Raw genomic sequence first — 22,668 nt, 5'->3', positions numbered from 1 at the left:
TATATAATTTATTGCTGGCTTCTCGCATACTTACGAAAGTCCTCGCGGACTTTTTTGGTCGGTAATTATTTACTAAATTAGTTGCTTAAACCACGCAACAAACCATATACAAACACGTTAGCTTTAATTGTTCCGAAAAATGAAAATCGTAACCGAAAAAATAAATAGCGAACCAAATCATTCCATATCGAAAAAGGATGTGAAAGCGATTATCGAAATTATTCCTGATGATTGGATTGGAATTGCTCACATTTTTTCAATTTCTTCTCAACTCTTTGAAAATTCGAATTGGGACAGACCAGTTATTCAGAATAACACGACATTTAAAATATTATCACGCGGAATTGACCGAAACGAAATAATAAAAGAATTACTAATTGAATTGGCTATTAGACCAACCAAAACGTATCCACCGAAAGGACATTCTTTGACAAAATCACAACGGAAAAAATTAGAGGAATTGATAATGCCATATTATAATAAATTGACTGAATAAAACGGAATTATCACTCAAGCGGAATTTGAGCAAGTTTGCGGAATTGAAAATCGGAATAATAATAAAACGTTTTCACTCAAATGTGTCACAACTAAAAGCTAACAATGTATAAAAATAATGCTAAATTAGTTGCTTAATCAAAGGTTAGTACGCTTTTGTTACGTCTGATTTTCCTTCGGAAAATCCTCGCACACAAAACCGCACTATTCTTATACGTAACCGTTACCTACAAGCTAAAACCACTGTTATGGACAGAACAACTCTAAAAGAAATCATATATAATATTAATTATTTATGCACATCTATAGAATTATCAAAAAAAGGTATCGAAAAATTAAAGGATAAATCTAATGAACAAGCATATTTAGATATCCAAAAGCTTCAAACACTATACATCTGTTCATTACTTGATGAATTGAAAGTCTTTGAGAAATTCTCAAAAGAACAGAATAACGAATATATACCAGACACTCAATATGTCTTAATACCATTAGTAAATTATTTAAAAAAGTTTGATTCGTTTAGAGTGAAAAGAAATAAACTATTAGCACATCTGAACAGAAACAGAAATAAAGACTTTAACCCATGGTGGAAAGAATTGAATGGGAAAAGATTTATTACAACGGAATTAGAAGAAAAAATGGTTTTTAGTGCAATAAAAACAATTCATAAAATATTTAAAAATAGGTTTTCAAAAGAGTTAGAAGAATCAATGACTGTATTTGAGAAAGAGATAGATGTATATGCAGAAAAGATATATTCAATAAAAAATGTAAATTCCTATGAAGATATTAAACCTGTAATCTTAGAAACACAAAAAAGAATGAAAGAGAAAGATTTTGAGATGAAAGTAGTATTAAGATAAAGAAAGCCTGTAGGTAACACCGTGTATAATTAATTGCTTTGGCAAGTGCTTATTTGGAAAATTCCTTCGGAATTTTTTCGCGTTCGTTTTTGTTTACTAAATTAGTTGCTGAAACACGCAACTAACCATACACAAAACCGTTAGCACCAATTAAAAACAAACATCCGTGAAAAAAAGAATATTCAGATACTTAAAACACATTATAGTAACGCTTCTAATAGTAATACCTTTATTTGTAATAATCGGATTTTTATCTGGTAATACACTAAAACATAGTCGAAACGATTTAGCTGATAATTGGAACGATGAAGGACCTTATGTATTTTTTAAAAATGATAGTTTATTAAGTATCAATTACATAAAAGGCGACAGAAAAAATGGATTTGAATTAGAAACAAAAACTTCTAAAGTAGATTCTTCAGTAGATTTGAAATGCTACTACCCATTAGATTCAACAAGTTTTAATTTCGTAGCGAACACAAATTTTGAAGTACCAGCATCTATCTATTCTGATTCTCTAAAGATTCTTGCGATATCTGATATTGAGAGTAATTATAAAACTTTTCGTAATTTTCTAATTAATAGTGCTGTAATTGACCAAGAACTAAACTGGACTTTTGGAAAAAATCATTTGGTACTTGTTGGAGACTTTATTGACCGTAGTTATTTTACTACCCAAGTATTATGGTTTATTTATAAGTTAGAACAAGATGCGAAATCAAAAGGCGGTAATGTTCATTATATTTTAGGCAACCACGAGATAATGAATATGCAAGGAGACCATAGCTACTCAAAGTCAAAATATAATCACGTAGCTTCCATTTTAGGTAAAAAGCAATTTGAATTTTATGATAAAAACTCTTTTATAGGTCGTTGGTTGAAAAGCAAAAATACAATTGAGCTTATAAACGGGAATTTATTTGTTCACGGAGGTATTAGTCCTAAATTAGAAAATACTGAATTGAATATTGACGAACTAAATCAATTAATTAGAGAGAATTATTACAAACCATATTTCCCAAAGAAAAATGGAGAGAAAACTCAAGAACTACTAACTTCTTCAATAACATCACCTTATTGGTATAGAGGATATTTTAAAAATGATTTATCACAGGAAGAAATTGATATAGTGCTTAACAAATTCAATGCAAAAGCAGTTATTGTTGGACACACAATTCAATCAAAAGTCAATAGAACTTACAATGGAAAAGTGATTGGAATTGATGTCAAGCATCCTCAAGATTATTACGAATATTTTCCAACAATTACATCAGAAGGTCTTTTAATTAAAAATGGAAAATATTACCGTGTTTTTGAGAATGGAGAAACAGAAGAAATGAAATAACTGGTGCTAACAACGTATATAATTTATTGCTAGTTCTAGTTTACTTACGAAAATCCTCGCGGATTTTCTATTCGGTTTGTATTTGCTACATTAGGTGCTTAAAACACGCAACAAACCATATACAAGACCGTTGTAACCAATTTAACACTCGAACTCTAATTAGGAATGTTCTTTAAAAAAACACATAAACTTTTGATTGAAAAACCTCTGAATATCATAAAGAGTGACTTGAAATCAAAAACTAAAAACTTGACTGTAACTGAAATTAGTGAAGTAAAATTAAGTGGTTTAATGGAGTTTCCTTTTAATAGATACAGTGTAGAATCTGATATTACTCTGAATTCCGAAACAGACGAGAAAGTTAGTGTTGAATTTAAAAATTCACTTGATTATAGAACTGACATAATTTTGATATTAATTTTTATAATGTGTTGGGGAATTTCAATTAATGAATTTTTAAACGGAAATGAAATATTAAAATTTGAAGTTATTTTTCCTTTTATTTTTCCAATTATCGGAATTTTAATTGGGCAATACTCTTTCAGTTTTTACGACAAAAAAATAATGAATAAATACAAATCATTACTGACAAATAAAGAACCAAATTAAAAAACTGGTTACAACACCGTGTATAATTAATTGCTTCATTGAGCCTACTTGCGAATATTCCTGCGGAATATTCACGGGTTCGTAAAAGTTTGCTAACTTAGTTGCTTAACCACGCAACTAACCATACACAAACACGTTGTGCGTCATTAAAACCAATGAATACGATAAAAGCCGAAATAGATAAAAGTGACTACGGAACAGATGATTTTCTGAATCTAAAAATTGACGGATTTTGGCTTGACGAAAAACTTGAAGAGCTTTATCCGAACAATATGTACAAAGGACTTTATCCTACTCTACTTTTTTGGATGGAAATAGAACAGGAACGTAAAGTTGTTTGGAATAGAATTTTACCTGAAATCGGCGAAATGACAATTTGCCCAATACTAATGTGTCCAGACGATAATGATTTTTCCTGCACGATAATTTTAGCGGAAATTGAAAATTGCGGAAAAACAATAAAATGGAACAGGTTAGGAATTGATAAAACGACAGAATATAACGCTGAAAAAGTTGGCTCAAAAGCTGAATGGTTTGAAAAAATAAGCGGATTTGAATTCTCAAAAGCTGATTATGAAAAAATGTTATCGGAATTTAAAAAGCATTATCTAATAGAAAAAACGAATTGGGATAAACGGAATCCTGAATTTAAACAAAAAATACCGTTTGAAAAATAACGAACGCACAACACCGTGTATAATTAATTGCTTTGTTCTAGCCTACTTGCGAAAATTCCTGCGGAATTTTCACGGGTTCGTAAAAGTTTGCTAAATTAGTTGCTAAACCACGCAACTAATCATACACAAACACGTTAGCATTCATGTCTCACTCAGCTCTGGAAAAATAAAAATCACTCAAAATCACTCAAAAGTAGTTTAAAATAGATTCCTTAAAATCTCACTCAACCGACTTCTGACCATTCAAAACGCAACTGTTGCGTGCGACTGACTTTACTCTTGCGCAAAACATCTGACTTTTAACAAACATTACGCAAAGTTAACGAGCAACTGACTTTACTCTTGCTCAAAAAATCCTAGGTTTTGAAAAATTAAACGCAACTATTTCGTAAAATAAGTCCGACAAAAATAAACACGCATGCTAACATTGTATAAAAATAATGCTTAGTTTAGTGCCTAACCAAGAGTAAATGCGAGTTTGGTTGCTTATGATTTTCCTTCGGAAAATCCACGCACACAAACTACGCACTATTCTTATACGTAACCGTTGGCAGCAATGCGTGTGCGGCAAAGTCCAACTCTAAATTGGAACTTATACAACTCTAAATTTTGAGAATAAAATAAAATTGGAATTTCAAAACGTTGGAATGAAAATCACAACGCAGGAATTATAAGCAGAACGGAAAATTACGGTTGAAAAAATAGCTACATCGCAATAAAAAAGCCTAGTTACTTTTTCGCGATTTTTTTTTTTGACTTTTAAGTAAGTAAAATCAGAAAAAATGGAGTCGGAAATTTTAATTTCTTGCGGAACTAAATTGGAATAATTATCTAATTCATTAAACACGAGAACTAAAATTTGATAAGTTTCCTAGATATTAATAATATAGCGCAGGATATACAAGCTGTGTGGAAAATGCGTGTCTGATTAGCAACAACGCAGGATTAAAAAAATAAGCACGGCTGCCAACACCGTGTATATTTAATTGCTTTGTTTCTGCTTATCTGGAATATTCCTTCGGAATATTCTCAGGTTCGTAAAAGTTTACTAATTTAGTTGCTTAACCACGCAACTAACCATACACAAACACGTTGCCTACAATGCTGGAGCAAGTTTGCGGATTAAAAGGCTTGGTTTTATTTTCGATTTTTTTTAGAATTTTAAGAAAGTAAAAACGAAAAGCCTATGTTGTGAAATTCTGAAAATTAATCTGAATTCTCACTCAAATGGGGAATGAAAAGCGACGTCGGAATTGCTTACTCAAAATCTGACTGAATTGCTGTGCGGAATTTGACTAAAATTATGGAAATGCAGAAATCAGAACAGAACGCAAAAATTACGCATGACTTCCACTCTACTGAAAAAATAATAAATCTGAATTGGAACAAGTTTGAGGAATTGAAAACGAACGAACTTACTCAAACCCTGAAAAGAGAAACGTTGAATTAAAGTAAGAAAAAAGCACTGTAGGCAACAACGTATATAAAAAATTGCTACTTTTAGCTAAATCAAAAGGTCGTTGCATGTTTGCTACGTCTGAATTTCCGTTGGAAATTCCTCGCACGCAAACCCGCAACTTTACATATACAAAACCGTTGTGATTAATATTGCCGACTTTCGGTCATCCACCAAACATTGTAGCTTTCTTCGAGGTCTTTTAAGTTTCTAAAAATGATGTGATTTGAAAATCGACGTAGGAAGATTTTTAAAGCGCCAAACTGTTCGATTGAAATCGTTGAGAGCGCGCTCTCAGAACGTTTGAAAACGTTAAACAGTTTGTCTGAAGTTATTGAAAAAAAATGAGAAAGTCAAGTTTATTGTATTATTTAACATTAACAAATACCTGATTGACAGTTCCTTACATTAATGTTTTTTTTCAATAACTCATCATTTTCAGAAATTTAAATAATAAGGATTCGAAGAAAGCTTTTATTTTAAAACAAGCCATATATCGGTATATAACCAATTTTAAAACAAAACAAGGTTTGGTGGCTGGCTCTTTATGTAGCGTCGTCAAGACTACGTATTTTAAATTTTTTGTAGATAACTAAATCTAAACCTATAATAAAGATCCTGGAAAGCTATAAACGAAATAGAAAAGAAAAATACTAAACACAACAGCGTATATAAATAATAGCTAAGTCATTGGTCTCATTTATTTTTCGTTACTTTATAAACAGATATACAATCCGAATAGCAGTTGAATATTTAAGGCTACTATTCATATACGTACACCGTTGTGTGTCATTTAAGAAAAACCTACTACTAATGAAACAGATTTCTAAAAAAATAAAAACTGGAATTGGAGTCGGTGAACTTAAATTTGGAATATCAAAAGATGATGCAAAACAAATATTAGGTGAACCTGACGATTGTGAAAAATATTCATATTCGAATACTGAAAAAGATTTAACCGAAATTTGGTATTATAAAAATCTAGGGCTGAACATTTCTTTTGATGAGGATGAAGATTGGAGACTCGGTTCAATAACAATAGAATCTGAAACTTACTTATTTGAAAATAGTATATTTATTGGACAAGATAAAAACGAGATATTATCAAAATTAAAAAACCTTAAAATAATTGATGTTGAATATGAAGATATGTCAACTATTGAAAACCCAACTCACGAATTATATTCTTCTGACACTTTAGGAATTAATTTTTGGTTTGATAATAATAAATTATCTGAAATTCAAATCAATCCTTTATTTATAGATGATGAAACAATAAAATGGCCTGAATAAAAACGAACACACAACACCGTGTATAATTAATTGCTTTGTTCTTCCCTACTTGCGAATATTCCTGCGGAATATTCACGGGTTCGTAAATGTTTGCTAACTTAGTCGCTTAACCACGCAACTAACCATACACAATCACGTTGTACAACATTAAAAAAAAATATGATAAGAATTATAAACAATGTCCAATACCTTAAAGTGAACAACAATGATTTATTGGACTTAAATGGTGTACTAAATGAAACTTTTACGGATATTTTACTTTGTATAGAAAGCAGCTTCGATTCATTAATTTTAAATGATGGTGCCGAAGTAACAGTTTCAGGAACAACAAAAGAATATAGTTTTTCAATAAAAGCAGAAGACGAAAAGTCTGCCAATATGATTCAGTCAGTAATAGATAATTGCACTAATTAATTTTAAATTATGAGTGTAGACGAAAAGACAATAATAAAATATTTAGATATTATTATAGTTGAATGTTCAGACATAAACTTAATTAATATTAATAACATACTTTTTGACAAAAGGTATTTTAATCCAAAAGTTAAATCACAACTTGAAAATGCAGAGGACATTATATATGCTGTTAAAGAGTTTGGTCAAACTTATGGTTATTTTGGAAAAGAAAGTAGCGGAGGTTATTTGAAATTAACAAAAGAAGGTATCGCTGCGAGGAATATAAAAGGACACAACAAATATCAAAAATCTTTAAAAAAAAATCCTCTTACACTTTATCAAAAAATTTTTTTAATCTTTTTTACTGCTTTTGGTTTTTTTGGCATTTATAAATATTTTCAATCAGAAAATTTAAAAACTGAATATAATTCAACTCAAAACGAGAACAAATTATTAAAAGAACAAGTAAATATTCTTGAAAAAAGAATTGACTCATTAAATTCAAAAGAGAATCAATTTCAAATAACACCTATTAAAAAAGAATAAAACGTTGTACAACACCGTATAAAAATAATTGCTATTTTTAGGCTAAACCAAAGGTCGTTGCACTTTTGTTACATCTGATTTTCCTGCGGAAAATCCTCGCACACAAAACCACAACTATTCTTATACATAAACGTTATATGCAAGTTGAAAAATCACTCAAATGGAGAAAGTAGTTTTCGAAAAAAGCTTTATTGAAAAACTGGATAAAAACTTTCCGGAGTTGGCTAAATATTTTGATTTTAATCTCGAAATTTTCTGTGAATTTAACACATTGATTTTTGAGATAAACAAGTGCCTAATTCTTGAATTTGATAGAGCTACAATAACTCTAACAAACAACTTACTGGAACGTCTTCTAAAACTTGCTTTGATTAAAAATGATACAGGAATTGGACCAATACCGATTGAAAAATGGAATGACGTATTTGAAGAGCCGAATAAAAAATATGGTTCAATTCCATTAGGAAACTCAATAGAAAAATGTAAAAAACTTGAACTGATTTCGGACAAAGAAAAAAGCTTTCTATTCGATATAATTCGTGAGTTAATGAGAAATGGATTTTCGCACGCTGACTCAAGTAAAATTCTAGCTGATTTACCTGATAATTCGCCAATGTTTCAAGGAAGTTTTACAAATCCAAATGCTGACTTAAAAGAAGTAAGTATAAATCAAAAAATCATACCGACTTTTCAAGCTTTACAAATGGAGAATTTTGCGAAAGAAAATGCTAAATTCTATTTCGATTTTGTTTTCCATCTTATTTTTCGGATTGAAAAGCGTTTAAAAGAGAAACTGAAATAAAACCTGCATATAACACCGTGTATAATTAATTGCTTTTTAAGTGCTTACTTGCGAAAATTCCTGCGGAATTTTCACGGGTTCGTAAAAGTTTGCTAAATTAGTTGCTCAACCACGCAACTAACCATACACAAGACCGTTCTACGCAATTTAAAAACGACAATGAGAATATACAAAATTTTAATTTTTATTTTATTGATTTCGGGTTGTAATCAACCGAATTCTGAATTAATGGAACAACGAAAATCTTGGGGATTTGATAATTGGGAATCTGAATTTAAGGAAAGAGCGTTATGCTTATGTTTATTGGAGGGTTACGAAAATGAAGAAATCAAAAACTATATTTTGAAAAATGACAAATCGTATTATAACGGAATTGGAATCGCAATTTTTGACCCAACTCTGAAACAAATAATACGAAAAGAAGTTGCTAAAATAAAGCAGGACTCAATTCAATCAGTTGAAAGAGTTCCTGAACATTTAGTTGGAAAAAGAATTTTCAGTCATTGTATGGAATTTTATAAAAGCGAAAGATTGGATTCTATCGTGAAAAAAGAAATTCCTAAATGGAATGAAATAAAAAACATTCAAGCAGAAGTTTGGAAACATATACCAACTTACTAATGAATGAAACAAAAACTGCGTAGAACACCGTATATAATTTATTGCTAGTTCTAGCCTACTTACGAAAGTCCTCGCGGACTTTCTATTCGGTTTATATTTACTAAATTACGTGCTTAACCACGCAACAAACCATATATAACAACGTTGCCACACATTTGAAAAAAGCAATCTACATAGCATTAATATTCGGAATTCTGATTTCTTGCAGACAGAAAGACAGAACAAAACAAGCGGAAATTAAACCGAGTGAGATTCGTGAATATCCAACTGACCGAGAATTTAAAATAGATATTGGAGAATTAATCGGACTTGATACGACTGCCTTAAATTTTAAGCAAATAACTAATAGAATTAGTTCTTTTCAAGAAGAAAATTATGGGCAACTTACAGTAGAGTTTGAAGATAACAAAATAAAAAAACGATTAACGCCTTATGTTTATGACGAAGGATTAATAAAACAGAAGAATATTTTACGAATAAAATCTGACTCAATTTTAATTGACGATGGATATTCAATCGATGAACTGAAACGAATTTTAAAGAGACACTATTTGAATAAAGGTAAGATTCCTTATTATTCCGATTCACCTCAAAAAGCACTTGTTGAAGTAACAATCGATACGAGTAAAAACGGAAAAGAACTTAAAGAGGTGTTGATAAAACTAACAAGCACATTTGACGAGATAAACGAAGAAATAAATGATTCTATCGAATTAAGAGTTTTCTTTGATTATTTCAGGCAAATTCCGCCACCACCAATGCCACTAAAATGAACTAAAAAAATATGAAAAAGGAATAAAAAACGTGTGGCAACACCGTGTATAATTAATTGCTTGGTTCTTGCCTACTTGCGAATATTCCTGCGGAATATTCATAGGTTCGTAAAAGTTTGCTAACTTAGTAGCTAAACCACGCAACTAACCATACACAAAACCGTTGTGATTAATATTGCCGACTTTCGGTCATCCACCAAACATTGTAGCTTTCTTCGAGGTCTTTTAAGTTTCTAAAAATGATGTGATTTGAAAATCGACGTAGGAAGATTTTTAAAGCGCCAAACTGTTCGATTGAAATCGTTGAGAGCGCGCTCTCAGAACGTTTGAAAACGTTAAACAGTTTGTCTGAAGTTATTGAAAAAAAATGAGAAAGTCAAGTTTGTTATATTATTTAACACTAATAAATATCTGACTTATAGTCCCTTACATTGATGTTTTTTTCAACAACTCATCATTTTTAGAAATTTAAATAATAAGGATTCGAAGAAAGTTTTTATTTTAAAACAAGCCATATATCGGTATATAACCAATTTTAAAACAAAACAATGTCTGGTGGCTGAATATCCTATGTAGCGTCGTCCATACTACGTATTTTAAGCTTAAAGTAGATAACCAAATCTAAGCCTAGAATAAAGATCCTGGAAAGCTATAAACCAAAAGAAAATAAAAATACTAAACACAACAGCGCATATAAAAAATAGCTAAGTCATTGGTCTCATTTATTTTTCGTTACTTTATAAACAGATATACAATCCGAATAGCAGTTGAATATTTAAGGCTACTATTCATATACGTACACCGTTGTAACCAATACGAGAAAAATAATTAGCATTTTATTTTTTATACATCGAACTTCAATGTATATTTGTATTCTAACATATTATAAATGGAAAAATTATCAAAAGAACTGATTGGCGCATCTTCAACACCAATTATATTGTCTATTCTCAAGAAAAATGAATCTTACGGTTATGAAATAATCCAAAACATCAAAGAAATATCAGGCGGAAAAATAGAATTTGGAGAAGGAACTCTATACCCAGTTCTACATAAGTTAGAAAAGAAAGGCTTTATCGAGTCATCTTGGAAAATTGCAGAATCTGGAAGAAAAAGAAAATACTACAACATCAGCAATGAAGGAGAAAAAGAACTAAAGACAGAAAAAAAAAATTGGAATACAATTAATCAAATAATAACAAAAATATGGAAAATAGAACCGAATTTAATTTAGAAAATAATGTCCAAAAATGGAAATCAATTCTAACTAAAAAAAACAATTTGACTAAATCAAATATAATTGAACTCGAAAATCACTTACTTGATTTGATTGATGATTTGGAATCCAAGGGACTAAATAAAGAGGAATCTTTTCTTATCGCAAAAAAAAGAATTGGAAAAATCGATGACATCTGCTTAGAATTTGATAAGATTAATAATAACTTCTCATTTATTAATAAACTTATTCCATATTTAAAAGGTGCTCTAATTTATATTTCATTCATAATTTTGAGTAAATTATTTTTAGTTATAACTCTACTTTTATCTCAAAAGTTAAATATTGATAAAAGTACATTCAACATTATTTCTATAACACTGTTGGCTTTTGCTTCAATTTCTATCTTTAGCATAATATATTTTAATTTAAAAAGAGGAAAACAACTTTTAAGTAATGCTAATATATTAGTTACATTAATTATTATATCCTCTTTAATTACATATAGATTATATGCTCAAGTTCCACTTCCTGGAATAGATGTTTCTAAATTGGGAAATCCAATTGCTGATTTTTATACATTGGAATTAAATTTTGGAATTTATAAAATGTTGAGTGGATTAATATTGTTGACAACCTCACTAATTTTCTTTTGGAAAAATAAAAAGTATAATAAATTAAAATACACGAAATAAGTACTGGTTACAACACCGTATATAATTTATTGCTGGCTTCTTGCCTACTTACGAAAGTCCTCGCGGACTTTCTTTGTTCGTAATTATTTACTAAATTAGTTGCTTGAAACACGCAACAAACCATATACAAACACGTTGGCAATAATTTATGAAAACCGTAATCCAAATCATATTAGTAATGACATTTCTGCAAAGTTGTTCGAAAAACAACATCAATTCTGACTTACTTGGAAATTGGAAATCAACTAAAAGTGCGAATATTGTGGAATTGAATTTCTTTAAGGATTCTTTAGTTTCTAACGCTTGGGAAAAAACTACAAAATTCTCTTGGAAAAGTGACGGAACAAAAATTTACTATACTCAACTGACAAACATTAACCCTGAATTAGAAACAGACTTTATTATGGAGTATAAATTCAATTCGGAAAAAGACACTCTGTTTGTAAAAACCTCGGAATCTGAATTCACGAATGAATTTATAAAAAAAACTGCTGACTGAATAAATAGCAGAAATACTAACTGAAATAAAAAAACTATTGCCAACACCGTATAAAAAAAATTACTAGTTTTACCTAAACCAATGTTAGTTGCTCGTTTGCTAGCTTCTGATTTTCCTTCGGAAAATCCTCGCACACAAACACGCAACTTTCCTTATACATCAACGTTGTGCTTAATTATTAAAAAACATTGTGACTAAAATTAAAATCCTTTTTCTACTGTTTTCAATGCAATTATTTTCACAGAATTTGGTTGAAAATCCAAGTTTTGAAGAAACCAAAAGATGTGCGGAATTAATTGGAAATTTTGACAATAATGTAAAATATTGGTCAACACCAACTTGGGGAACTACAGATGTATTCAGTACTTGTGCTAAAGGAGCAGTTGGAATTCCTAATAATTACAACGGAATGCAAGAAACAAAATCTGGAAAGAATTATGCTGGATTCTATTTGCACTCTGATGAAAATTATCGCGAATATATTCAAGTAGAATTATCCGAAAAATTGGAAAAAGGAACTAAATACAAACTATCATTTTATGTAAATCTTGCTGAAAAATCCGATTTTGCAATAAAGAATATTGATTTTATGTTATCGGCAGATAAGTTAAACACAACTATTTCAAGAGAATTATCTGAAAAGCAATTAAAAAAATCCAAAATTGATAGCTATTCAATTTACAAAATTGACAACACAAGATTTTATGCCAACTCTAGTACTTGGACATTAATCTCTAAAGAATTCAATGCGAAAGGAACTGAACAATTTTTGACGATTGGTAACTTCAACAAAAACTCAAAAACTGACAAAATTCTTGTTTCAAATAAAAACAGATTTAATATCTCTTATTACTATATCGACTTAGTAAGTTTGGAACAAACCGATTTACCAAAAATAGAAAATGAACAAAACACTGAAGTATTTCAAGAAAAAACAGTAAAAACAGAAACTGAAAAAATTGAATTAAATAAAGACTATACTTTTACAAATGTAGTTTTCAATTTTAATAGTACTGAACTATCGGAAAATGCAAAATTGGAAATTAAATCTATTTATAAATTCCTTGAAAAAAATACTGAAACTAGAATTTTAATTTCTGGTCATACAGACAATGTTGGAACATCTATTTTTAATCAAGAGCTGTCAGAAAATCGGGCTAAATCGGTCTCCAATTTTTTAGTGTTTTTAGGCTTAGATAATAGTAGAATTTCTGCAATTGGATACGGCAATACAAAACCAATTTCGACAAATGAAACGGAAAAAGGTCGGAATAAAAACAGGCGAGTTTCATTTATGATTGTACAAAAATAACTAAGCACAACACCGTGTATAATTAATTGCTAGGTTCTTCCCTACTTGCGAATATTCCTGCGGAATATTCACGGGTTCGTAAAAGTTTGCTAAATTAGTTGCTGAACCACGCAACTAACCATACACAATCACGTTAGGTGTTATTTAAAAAAAATGAATAGATTTTCGAAAAAATATGGTTTCGACGAAAAAGTCAGTAAAGAAATCATTGAGGATTTTCCTGAATGGACAAGAGTTGCATTATTACAAATTCTAGAAGATTTACTTTATATAGATATGGATTCTAGATATTCTAGTGAAAATAGACCACTAGGTATTAAAAAAATGCACAAAGATTTTTCAAGTATTACGAGAATAGAAATGGACCAAGATGATTATGATTCTTGGTTATGTCAAGAAAGGCTTTTCGAGCATTTAAAATCAACACCTTGGTATTATGTTTATGACTTCATTGAGCTTGTTTCTAAAGAATTAAAATTGAATGAAATTAACTATCTATTTGAGGACGAAAAATTAAAAGAATTTGGGTTCAATTCATTTCAAAAAAAAATCAATGACCTTTTTAAAGAAGACAATGTTGTTTGGAGATTAAATGAAAAGGGAGAAATATCTAGAAATATACCTGAAGTTTTACTAAAAACAGTTACAACAGCAGAAAACGAACTTGAAGATAAATTTGAACCTGCTCGTAATCATTATAAAAAAGCAATTAAATATATTTTCTCAATTCCAATTGATTCTGAAAATGGAATAAAAGAAATAGTTAGTGCAATTGAAAGTATTGGACGGACAATTTATCCAAAAACTAGTACATTAGGTCAAGTAATTAAAGAATTAAAAAAAGAATCTGAATTTCCTAAATTATTGGTTGATGTAATTGATAAAATATATATTTTTTCAAATGCAACACCTTCAATACGACACGGAGGAACAAGTCATTCTAACCTGAAAATTGAAGACGCTGAATTTGTTTTTTATACTGGTGTGTCATTGATAAGATACTTAATGAAATTGGACAAAATAAAAAACAACACCTAACACCGTGTATAATTAATTGCTAGGTTCTTCCCTACTTGCGAATATTCCTGCGGAATATTCACGGGTTCGTAAAAGTTTGCTAACTTAGTTGCTGAACCACGCAACTAACCATACACAAAACCGTTGCCAACTATAACTCGGAAAAAAACCGAATGGAATTCCTCCAAACTTTACGAGGAAAAAATTACTCACAATCTGAATTAAATTTTACGAAATTATTTACTCCAATTCGGAATTAACTCTTGCGGAATTTTACTTGTTTGCGGAAAAGCCACTCAAACGGAATTAAAAAAGAACCACTTTACGAACTTCACTCAGAATTTATCCATTAAACGGAATTAAAAAAAAGAACTACTTTACGAACTTCACTCGGAATTGATCTATTAAGCGGAATTAAAAAACGTGATTACTCAGATGTCTCGCAACAGTTGGCAACAACGCATAAAAAAAATCGCTATATTTAGAACTAATTTAAAAGTCGTTGCACTTTTGCTACATCTGAATTTCCTACGGAAATTCCTCGCACGCAAAAACGCAACTCTTTTTATACAAGACCGTTAGGCACAATTAGAGAAAACCATTGGAATTAATCAAAAGCACAAAATCGAAAACTGGAAAAGGTCTGACTTACTCTGTTGGACTGAAACAAATCTCGGAACTCTTATCTGAAGTGGAAATTTATGATAAGTTGAATATTTGGTTCAATAAAAATGAAGGTGGCGGAATGGGACTTTTTATTCCAGGAGAAAACACATTAAATTATTTGAAAGGGAGTTCTAAAGAATTATTAAGATTTAACATTCTGATATCTGGAAATTATTCTACGCCTTTAGACAAATGGACAATTATACTTCACGCTGTTAAGGCAGAAATCAGTAAACCGACAAAGGAATTCCTAATTGAAATCGGAATCCCACTGTTGCGGAATTGGTTCGAATCTGAAAAACCTGAAACTTGGTTTTCTGGTCGTCGCTATTTCCAAATTGGTCTGAATGAAAGTCAAACGGAATATTGTGTTTTGGAAACTCAAAATGACCGAATTATTAAAAAGAAAATAAATAACTGTGCCTAACACCGTGTATAATTAATTGCTTTGGCAAGTGCTTATTTGGAAAATTCCTTCGGAATTTTCTCGCGTTCGTTTTTGTTTACTAACTTAGTTGCTGAAACACGCAACTAACCATACACAATCACGTTGGCAGTAATGCCGTGACCAACCTTAGTAAACGAAATGACAATGAAAAGACTTGACACAAAATCAAAAGCTGATATAAGATTCTTTACATTTTATCTATTAAACGGAACACTTGATTTTGATTTACTTAACAACAAGCTAAAAACAAACCATATTTCCTTTTTCAATGAAAACCCGAATTTACTCTTTGAATCATTTTGTGTTTTTGCAAACCACAAACAGAGAAATTCTGACTCAAATAGAATAAATAAAAGAGTTGCAGAATATATATGTAAATCTATTGAACCAGACAACTTTCAAATTTTTAACAACTTTGAAAAATGGGAATTGAATTTTGACTTTGATGGAAATGACTTTGCTAACTCGTTAAAAGATTTCGCTAATAGACTTTCATTCGACAAAATAGACAAACTAAGATTATCTGGAAATATGATAAAAGATTGTATAACCTATGGAGCAACTTTTTGGGAAACAGTATTTGTCATATGGGCTAACAATTTAGAATTTATAAACGAAAAAATTGTAAATCAAGAATATGCAATAAAAAGAGCCGTTCAATGGTATATAGACAACGAAAAAGTAGAAGATTGGGAATTAGAATTGGAAATGTAAGCAAAACACTACTGCCAACACCGTGTATAATTAATTGCTAGGTTCTTCCCTACTTGCGAATATTCCTGCGGAATATTCACGGGTTCGTAAATGTTTACTAACTTAGTTGCTTAACCACGCAACTAACCATACACAACAACGTTGGCAATAATTTGAAAGACAGCACAATAAAGATAAATGGAACATAATAATTCAAAAATATTTAAATTCAATGAAAAAGCTGATTATATATTTTATTTGTCCGAATTGATTATTGACTTAATTCAAAAAAAAGATAGACTAACAAAATACAGTTCTGAAATTGAATTAATTATAAAACACAACCCAAACGCTAAATTTATAAATTCTGACCTTTTCGATTCAATAAGCGACAAAACAAATAGATTATATCAGTATCTATTCAATCTAATTGGAGACGAAAGCAAAAAAGCAGTTTCATATAGAAAATTTAGGAAAATACTTTATAAGCAAAGAAATAACTTGAATATATCTCTTGAACAATTAACTCAAGAAGAGAATGAAATCCTTTCAGCATTTAATAGTTTAAGGAATTGGAGCTTACATATTCCTGAATCATTGTATCTTCAGAAAAAAGTGTTTTTTAATATGTCTTCAGATTTTATAAATGCAAATAAAAGTATTATTCCAATACCACAATATGACAACTTTGAAATTGAGTTTCTTCACAAAGTACAAGAGGAAATCGGAGAAGTTATGGAATGTTGCGAAAAAATTTTGGAGAGAATGAAAAATGATTATTCTTCATTGATTGGATATGAATTTAAAATCGTTTATGAAAATAATTTAGTTAAACCTTATGCATTTATGAAAGCCGTAGAGAAATCTTGGAATGTTCAGAATGGAAAATAAAAAACTATTGCCAACACCGTATATAATTTATTGCTGGCTTCTTGCCTACTTGCGAAAGTCCTCGCGGACTTTCTTTGTCCGTAATTATTTACTAAATTAGTTGCTTGAAACACGCAACAAACCATATACAACAACGTTGGCAATAATATCCAAGCAGAATGCTGAAAAAAAATATACTGAAAGAATAAACGATAGAATGAAAAGGCACAAATTTAAAACATCCAAAAAATTAAAAACAATACATCGTAAAATGATAGTAAATTTTGGTGCGGAAAACATAAGATATGAATACGAACATTATTATTTCGATGTCAAAACTGAAAAAGTAGAAAGTGTACAAGCTCATTTTAAGAGAATTGGGTTAGTGTTGTTAGAAATTTAACTAGAAGTATCTAAAATAGATGCTGGAAAAAAAATAAACATAATGCCGGAAATTTTTATGTGTTTTTATATCAATAAAGAATTTTAATAAATCAATCCGATAGATTGAGAAAAACCGAACTGAATGTTGAAAAAAGTATTTCGGAATTATTAATCGTTTGGTATCTCTAGCAAATTAAAAAACTGAACAGAACGCTGAAAATTATTTCGAATTGAAACAAACCTTAAAAAAATAAAAATACTATCGCCAACACCGTGTATAATTAATTGCTGTTTTCTTCTCTACTTGCGAATATTCCTGCGGAATATTCACAGGTTCGTAAAAGTTTACTAATTTAGTTGCTCAACCACGCAACTAACCATACACAACAACGTTAGCTGTAATAACTCACAGAACTCACGAACTAAATAAAACATTATGACTGAAAAAGAAATCAAAAAAATTAAATCACAGAAAAATGCTGCTATAATATTAATTATTGTTCCAATCATTATGTTAATATCATATCTGGGAAAGACTAATTTTAATGAATATGGTCTAAATAACTATATTATTTGCGGAGCACTAGTAGTTTTGATGATTTGTGGTGCAGTAGGTTTAAAGAATAGTTTACGAAAACAAAAAAATATAATATTTAAATAAGCTCATTAAAAGTTTATTGTAGTCTTAATTTTTTCGACTAAAAGGTACTAGTTTAGCTGACTAGAATAACGCTAGATATTCTCACTCAACTCTCGGATTTCATTTAATCGGAATTTTATGCTCGAAATCTGAATATAATTTCGCTGGATTTTTTAGCTGGTTTGCGAAATTAGAATTGTAAATACAAATAATAAATTTATCACTCGAAATCTGACTTCAGCTCTTTTTTCTAAAACGGAACTAAAACTGAAAATGGAATTTTAAACGTACAAAATCACTCAAATAAATAAAAAATAAATCAATTACTACAGCTAACACCGTGTATAATTAATTGCTAGGTTCTAGCCTACTTGCGAAAATTCCTGCGGAATTTTCACGGGTTCGTTAAAGTTTACTAACTTAGTTGCTTAACCACGCAACTAACCATACACAAACACGTTGTGTGCAATTAAAAAAAACGAAATGTCAGCATTAATTGAAAGAGTTTTAAAATTAGCAAATGAGATTGAAGAATTTCCATTAGGAAACTGTTCACCAAGTGATGACCCTGACAAACAAACTGCATTTTTGTATTCATTTAGAGACATTGCCAACAGATTTTTAGCATCAGTAAAAAGAGTAGATGATAAGGAACTTCAAGGTATGGTTAATCTTATGAACCCTAGACCTGAATTTATCACAGAAGCTTATGAATTAAAAACTGATTTGATTGGTGTAATTGACTATATAAATGATATTAAGGACATTTATAACTCAACACTTAAAGAAAAAACTCAAATATCTAATAATACAGCGAATAGTCTATCTAATCTAGTATGTGAAAATCTAATAAAAGAATCAGCGAATAATTTGCCAATGCTTTGTGAAGGCTATGGACTAGCAAATGGAACGATAGAAGAAGCATTTAAAAGTAAATACAACTATGTATATTCTAGAATTACACATATAGAACCTAATGAAATATTCAAATTAGCAAAAAAATTAAAAGGTAAATATCCAGACAGCGAATTAGATAGCTTGTTGAACATTATACAAGATGGTAACGATGTTAATTTAATATCAAAATTCGAAAATATTAGAGAGCTGATTAAAAATGAAGTGAATAAAGCTCAATTTACAATTTGGATTGCAGTTGCTTGGTTTACAGATAATGAATTAGCGAATCTATTATATAAGAAATCAAAACAAGGTGTAAACATTCAAATCATAATAAATGATGACAAAATAAATTCTAAATTAAGCACTAAATTAAAGGAATACTTTGAGGTTCATTTGGTTCCTCAAAATGGAGTTTTTAATAAATTAATGCACCATAAATTTTGTGTAATAGATTTAAAGAAAGTTATCCACGGTTCATATAATTGGACTGTTAAAGCTGAATACAATAATGAAACTATTTCATTTGTAGAAAGTAAAGTAATGGCAGAAGAATTTGCATCTGAATTTATTAAATTAAAAAAAGAATTAAGTTAAAAACTGCACACAACACCGTGTATAATTAATTGCTTTATTTCTGCCTACTTGCGAATATTCCTGCGGAATATTCACGGGTTCGTAAAAGTTTACTAAATTAGTTGCTTAACCACGCAACTAACCATACACAACAACGTTAGGCACAAGCTGAAAAAACCATTCTGGATACAATGAACAAACGAAAAATAGTTTTAGGAATAATTGTAATTCTACTTTCCTATTTGTTCTATTGGACTTTTGAGCCTTATAGTTTAAATCCATTTTCAGACAAGCCAATTTCACTATCAGAAAGTCAAAATCATCTAAATTGTGACAACTTAAATAGTTTTAGCTTCAAAGCTGATAGTATTATTAATTCCGCAATAAATAAAAATGTGTTTTTAGCAATTTCAACAGCTGTTTATTCAGAAAAATGTGGAAATTGGTTATCTACAGCAGGATTTTTAAATAAAGGAAATCAAGAAAAACCATCTAAAAACAGTCAGTTCAGAATTGCATCTGTGAGCAAACCAATGACAGCTGTTGCTATTCTTCAACTTTACGAAAAAGGAAAAATAAATTTAGATTTACCAATCCAAAACTATTTACCTGATTTTCCAAAAAAGAAAAAAGGAGAAATTACAATTCGTCAATTATTAAATCATACATCTGGAATTCCTCATTACAAATCTGATTTAGGAATTTTCAACTTTACTCACTATGATAATTGCGAAAAAGCTCTTGAAAAATTTGAGAATAGAGAACTAGTTTTTAAACCAGAAACTGAATTTTTATATTCATCATTTGGTTACACACTACTTGGTGCAATTTTAGAGAAAGTTTCAGGAAAATCATATCAAACTTATATGCAGGAAAATATTTGGAAACCAGCAAATATGACTAACACTAATTTAGAACAGACCAAAACGAATGTTTACATAAAACTCGGAAATCATTTTTACAGAAGTCCAAAAAATGATTTGAGTTACACATATTCTGGCGGAGGAATACAATCAACAGCAGAAGACCTTCTAAAATTTGGAAAAGGAGTCTTAAATTATAAGTTTTTAAATCCTTCGACAACAAAACTAATGATTCAGTTGACTAATAATGACAGTAAGGAAATGGAATATACTTTCGGATGGGATAATTGGAAAAGTCCTAAATTTGGAAAAGTCATTGAACATAATGGAACACAAGTTGGGGCAAGTAGCTATTTTAGAATATATTTTGATAAAAAAGTGGTAGTTGCTACTTTAGCAAATAATTTGAATTCAAGCGAAGAGGTTCGAAATTTATCAATTGAACTTTCATATCTATTATTAAAAATGGAAAAAGAATAAAAAGCCAGATGCCTAACACCGTGTATAATTAATTGCTAGGTTCTTCCCTACTTGCGAATATTCCTGCGGAATATTCACGGGTTCGTAAATGTTTGCTAACTTAGTTGCTTAACCACGCAACTAACCATACACAAACACGTTAACTGTAATAACGCAGCGAAATCAAATTCGGAATTTTCAGCAAAAAAAATCAAGTTCCTTAAGCCGAATAAAATGCAAAAATCTCACTCGAATTCTGAATTTTAAAAGATTAGATTGATAAACATAACGCACGAATTTCTCACTCGAAATCTGAATGAAAATACATTGGAATTTTAGCTCGTTTGATTAATTGGAATTGGAATCTTACTCAATAGGAATTCTCACTCAAATCCGAATTGAAAACTGTTGAAATTCACTCAGTCGGAATTTTAGCAACTTTGTAAAAGCCGAACTTAGCGGAAATCGAGCATCGCTCGATTTTTTTTTTCTAAATTAGAGGTTTAATAATTAAAATTAATTCAGAATCATCGGAATATAAATATTGTGGAATATCAAGAAATCGAAAACACTCAAATAAATAAAAACCAAGTAATTACTACAGTTAACACCGTGTATAATTAATTGCTTTATAGAGCTTACGTACGAAAATCCTCTCGGATTTTCTATTCGGTAAATATTTAGTAACTTAGTTGCCAAACCACGCAACTAACTCATACACAAACACGTTGTGCATAATTTAACAAAACCTCGAAATGCCATTTCCAGTTGACGAAAAATACATAGAAGAAACTGAATCGGAATTAAATGTAAAATTTCCGACTGAATTCAAAAATCGAATGATTAAATTAAATGGTGGAGAATTATTGATTTCCAGCGAATTTGAATTTGAACTACATCCTTTCTTTGATAAATCTGACCGAAAACGAATAAGTCGGACTTGCAATCACATCGGACTTGAAACTAAAAATGCTCATGAATGGAATGGATTTCCTGAAAATGGAATCGCTATTGGTGCGGACGGATTTGGAAATAAATTAATCTTGACTCATAACGGAAATGGAAATCTGACTGACCAACTATATTTCTGGAATCACGAAACAAGAAAAGTAGAAAAAATAGCTGAATCGGTTAATAAGCTTAATATTAGAGAAAGTTCATTATGGGAAAAATTAAAATCAAAATTTTAATCTTTATTGGACTAATAATCTCTTGTAATTCAAATAAAATCGAATTTGGCAATACAGAACTTTCGCAAAAAATTGAACTGACGAACATTAGTGATTTAATGCAAAATCCAACGGGATTTGACAATGACACTCTCAAAATCGTTGGCGAATTACATCTCGATTTAGAAAACAAAGGAATTTTTTCAAAATCAGAAAAAATTTGGATTAATTCATTCAAACCAGCAACCGAATTAGATAGCGTGTGGAAAAGAATAAATGGAAAAAAAGTCGAAATAATCGGACTTTATAAAGCTGGAAAAACTGGACATTTAGGTCTATATAATGGTCAATTAAAAGAAATTTATTATATCAAAACGAAATAAAA

Annotated in this window: 25 protein-coding genes; all 25 read left to right on the top strand. The window is 29.9% G+C overall.

The features are described 5' to 3' along the window. Positions 1 to 139 precede the first annotated feature (139 nt). The 25 genes from H0I32_RS16790 to H0I32_RS16670 all read left to right on the top strand — a co-directional run bounded on the left by H0I32_RS16790 (position 140) and on the right by H0I32_RS16670 (position 22,666). Positions 140 to 496, top strand: coding sequence for a hypothetical protein (locus H0I32_RS16790; protein WP_013621294.1), 357 nt, complete (start codon positions 140 to 142; stop codon positions 494 to 496). 247 nt (positions 497 to 743) lie between these two features. Next, positions 744 to 1,361, top strand: coding sequence for a hypothetical protein (locus tag H0I32_RS16785; protein WP_179314928.1), 618 nt, complete (start codon positions 744 to 746; stop codon positions 1,359 to 1,361). A gap of 166 nt (positions 1,362 to 1,527) precedes the next feature. Further along, a complete protein-coding gene (locus H0I32_RS16780) occupies positions 1,528 to 2,706 on the top strand; it encodes a metallophosphoesterase (protein ID WP_179314897.1) in 1,179 nt (392 codons plus the stop codon). Positions 2,707 to 2,955: 249 nt separating this feature from the next. Then, the gene (locus tag H0I32_RS16775; protein ID WP_218747101.1) at positions 2,956 to 3,315 is read left to right on the top strand and encodes a hypothetical protein; all 360 of its coding nucleotides are present in this window, start codon (positions 2,956 to 2,958) and stop codon (positions 3,313 to 3,315) included. Between the two features lie 155 nt (positions 3,316 to 3,470). Next, positions 3,471 to 3,992 carry a hypothetical protein gene (locus H0I32_RS16770; protein ID WP_179314895.1) on the top strand — a complete coding sequence of 174 codons (522 nt, stop codon included), beginning with the start codon at positions 3,471 to 3,473 and terminating at the stop codon, positions 3,990 to 3,992. A 2,269-nt stretch (positions 3,993 to 6,261) separates the two neighbouring features. Beyond that, complete coding sequence (locus tag H0I32_RS16765) at positions 6,262 to 6,741, top strand: hypothetical protein (protein ID WP_179314866.1); 480 nt, start codon at positions 6,262 to 6,264, stop codon at positions 6,739 to 6,741. A 159-nt stretch (positions 6,742 to 6,900) separates the two neighbouring features. Beyond that, entirely contained in the window at positions 6,901 to 7,155 is a 255-nt protein-coding gene (locus H0I32_RS16760) for a hypothetical protein (RefSeq protein ID WP_179314867.1), read from the top strand. 9 nt (positions 7,156 to 7,164) lie between these two features. Beyond that, positions 7,165 to 7,683: a hypothetical protein gene (locus H0I32_RS16755; RefSeq protein ID WP_179314868.1), complete on the top strand. Its 519-nt coding sequence runs from the start codon at positions 7,165 to 7,167 to the stop codon at positions 7,681 to 7,683. A 160-nt stretch (positions 7,684 to 7,843) separates the two neighbouring features. Further along, positions 7,844 to 8,485: a hypothetical protein gene (locus H0I32_RS16750; RefSeq protein WP_179314869.1), complete on the top strand. Its 642-nt coding sequence runs from the start codon at positions 7,844 to 7,846 to the stop codon at positions 8,483 to 8,485. 159 nt (positions 8,486 to 8,644) lie between these two features. Beyond that, positions 8,645 to 9,106 (top strand): hypothetical protein, encoded by a 462-nt coding sequence (locus H0I32_RS16745; RefSeq protein WP_179314870.1) that lies wholly within the window; start codon positions 8,645 to 8,647, stop codon positions 9,104 to 9,106. Positions 9,107 to 9,261: 155 nt separating this feature from the next. Then, positions 9,262 to 9,879: a hypothetical protein gene (locus H0I32_RS16740; RefSeq protein ID WP_179314871.1), complete on the top strand. Its 618-nt coding sequence runs from the start codon at positions 9,262 to 9,264 to the stop codon at positions 9,877 to 9,879. Between the two features lie 889 nt (positions 9,880 to 10,768). Continuing rightward, positions 10,769 to 11,113, top strand: a complete 345-nt coding sequence (locus H0I32_RS16735) for a PadR family transcriptional regulator (protein WP_179314907.1) — start codon at positions 10,769 to 10,771, stop codon at positions 11,111 to 11,113. Next, a complete protein-coding gene (locus H0I32_RS16730) occupies positions 11,086 to 11,790 on the top strand; it encodes a hypothetical protein (protein ID WP_179314908.1) in 705 nt (234 codons plus the stop codon). Before H0I32_RS16735 ends, H0I32_RS16730 begins: the two co-directional genes overlap by 28 nt. A 178-nt stretch (positions 11,791 to 11,968) precedes the next feature. Next, the gene (locus H0I32_RS16725) at positions 11,969 to 12,289 is read left to right on the top strand and encodes a hypothetical protein (RefSeq protein ID WP_179314909.1); all 321 of its coding nucleotides are present in this window, start codon (positions 11,969 to 11,971) and stop codon (positions 12,287 to 12,289) included. 226 nt (positions 12,290 to 12,515) lie between these two features. Further along, positions 12,516 to 13,601, top strand: coding sequence for an OmpA family protein (locus tag H0I32_RS16720; protein ID WP_179314918.1), 1,086 nt, complete (start codon positions 12,516 to 12,518; stop codon positions 13,599 to 13,601). Positions 13,602 to 13,754: 153 nt separating this feature from the next. Then, positions 13,755 to 14,639: an AbiJ-NTD4 domain-containing protein gene (locus H0I32_RS16715; RefSeq protein WP_179314904.1), complete on the top strand. Its 885-nt coding sequence runs from the start codon at positions 13,755 to 13,757 to the stop codon at positions 14,637 to 14,639. 580 nt (positions 14,640 to 15,219) lie between these two features. Continuing rightward, on the top strand, positions 15,220 to 15,711 hold the full coding sequence (locus H0I32_RS16710; protein WP_179314903.1) for a hypothetical protein: 492 nt from the start codon (positions 15,220 to 15,222) through the stop codon (positions 15,709 to 15,711). Between the two features lie 165 nt (positions 15,712 to 15,876). Further along, positions 15,877 to 16,446: a hypothetical protein gene (locus H0I32_RS16705; RefSeq protein ID WP_179314931.1), complete on the top strand. Its 570-nt coding sequence runs from the start codon at positions 15,877 to 15,879 to the stop codon at positions 16,444 to 16,446. Between the two features lie 177 nt (positions 16,447 to 16,623). Beyond that, complete coding sequence (locus tag H0I32_RS16700) at positions 16,624 to 17,316, top strand: hypothetical protein (RefSeq protein WP_179314913.1); 693 nt, start codon at positions 16,624 to 16,626, stop codon at positions 17,314 to 17,316. A 196-nt stretch (positions 17,317 to 17,512) separates the two neighbouring features. Beyond that, positions 17,513 to 17,698 (top strand): hypothetical protein, encoded by a 186-nt coding sequence (locus H0I32_RS16695; protein WP_218747100.1) that lies wholly within the window; start codon positions 17,513 to 17,515, stop codon positions 17,696 to 17,698. A gap of 417 nt (positions 17,699 to 18,115) precedes the next feature. Next, complete coding sequence (locus tag H0I32_RS16690; RefSeq protein ID WP_179314935.1) at positions 18,116 to 18,340, top strand: hypothetical protein; 225 nt, start codon at positions 18,116 to 18,118, stop codon at positions 18,338 to 18,340. A 462-nt stretch (positions 18,341 to 18,802) separates the two neighbouring features. Further along, the gene (locus H0I32_RS16685) at positions 18,803 to 19,813 is read left to right on the top strand and encodes a phospholipase D-like domain-containing protein (protein WP_179314841.1); all 1,011 of its coding nucleotides are present in this window, start codon (positions 18,803 to 18,805) and stop codon (positions 19,811 to 19,813) included. 170 nt (positions 19,814 to 19,983) lie between these two features. Beyond that, positions 19,984 to 21,135, top strand: a complete 1,152-nt coding sequence (locus H0I32_RS16680; protein WP_179314840.1) for a serine hydrolase domain-containing protein — start codon at positions 19,984 to 19,986, stop codon at positions 21,133 to 21,135. Between the two features lie 734 nt (positions 21,136 to 21,869). Continuing rightward, positions 21,870 to 22,304 carry an SMI1/KNR4 family protein gene (locus H0I32_RS16675; RefSeq protein ID WP_179314839.1) on the top strand — a complete coding sequence of 145 codons (435 nt, stop codon included), beginning with the start codon at positions 21,870 to 21,872 and terminating at the stop codon, positions 22,302 to 22,304. Then, positions 22,277 to 22,666, top strand: coding sequence for a hypothetical protein (locus H0I32_RS16670; RefSeq protein ID WP_179314838.1), 390 nt, complete (start codon positions 22,277 to 22,279; stop codon positions 22,664 to 22,666). The genes H0I32_RS16675 and H0I32_RS16670 overlap by 28 nt, the downstream gene beginning before the upstream one ends. The last annotated feature ends 2 nt before the right edge of the window (positions 22,667 to 22,668 follow it).

It is taken from the genome of Winogradskyella sp. HaHa_3_26 (genome assembly GCF_019278425.1).
GTDB lineage: Bacteria > Bacteroidota > Bacteroidia > Flavobacteriales > Flavobacteriaceae > Winogradskyella > Winogradskyella undariae.
The sequence above is the reverse complement of the archived record's forward strand: the minus strand, read 5'-3'. Positions and strand labels throughout refer to the sequence as shown.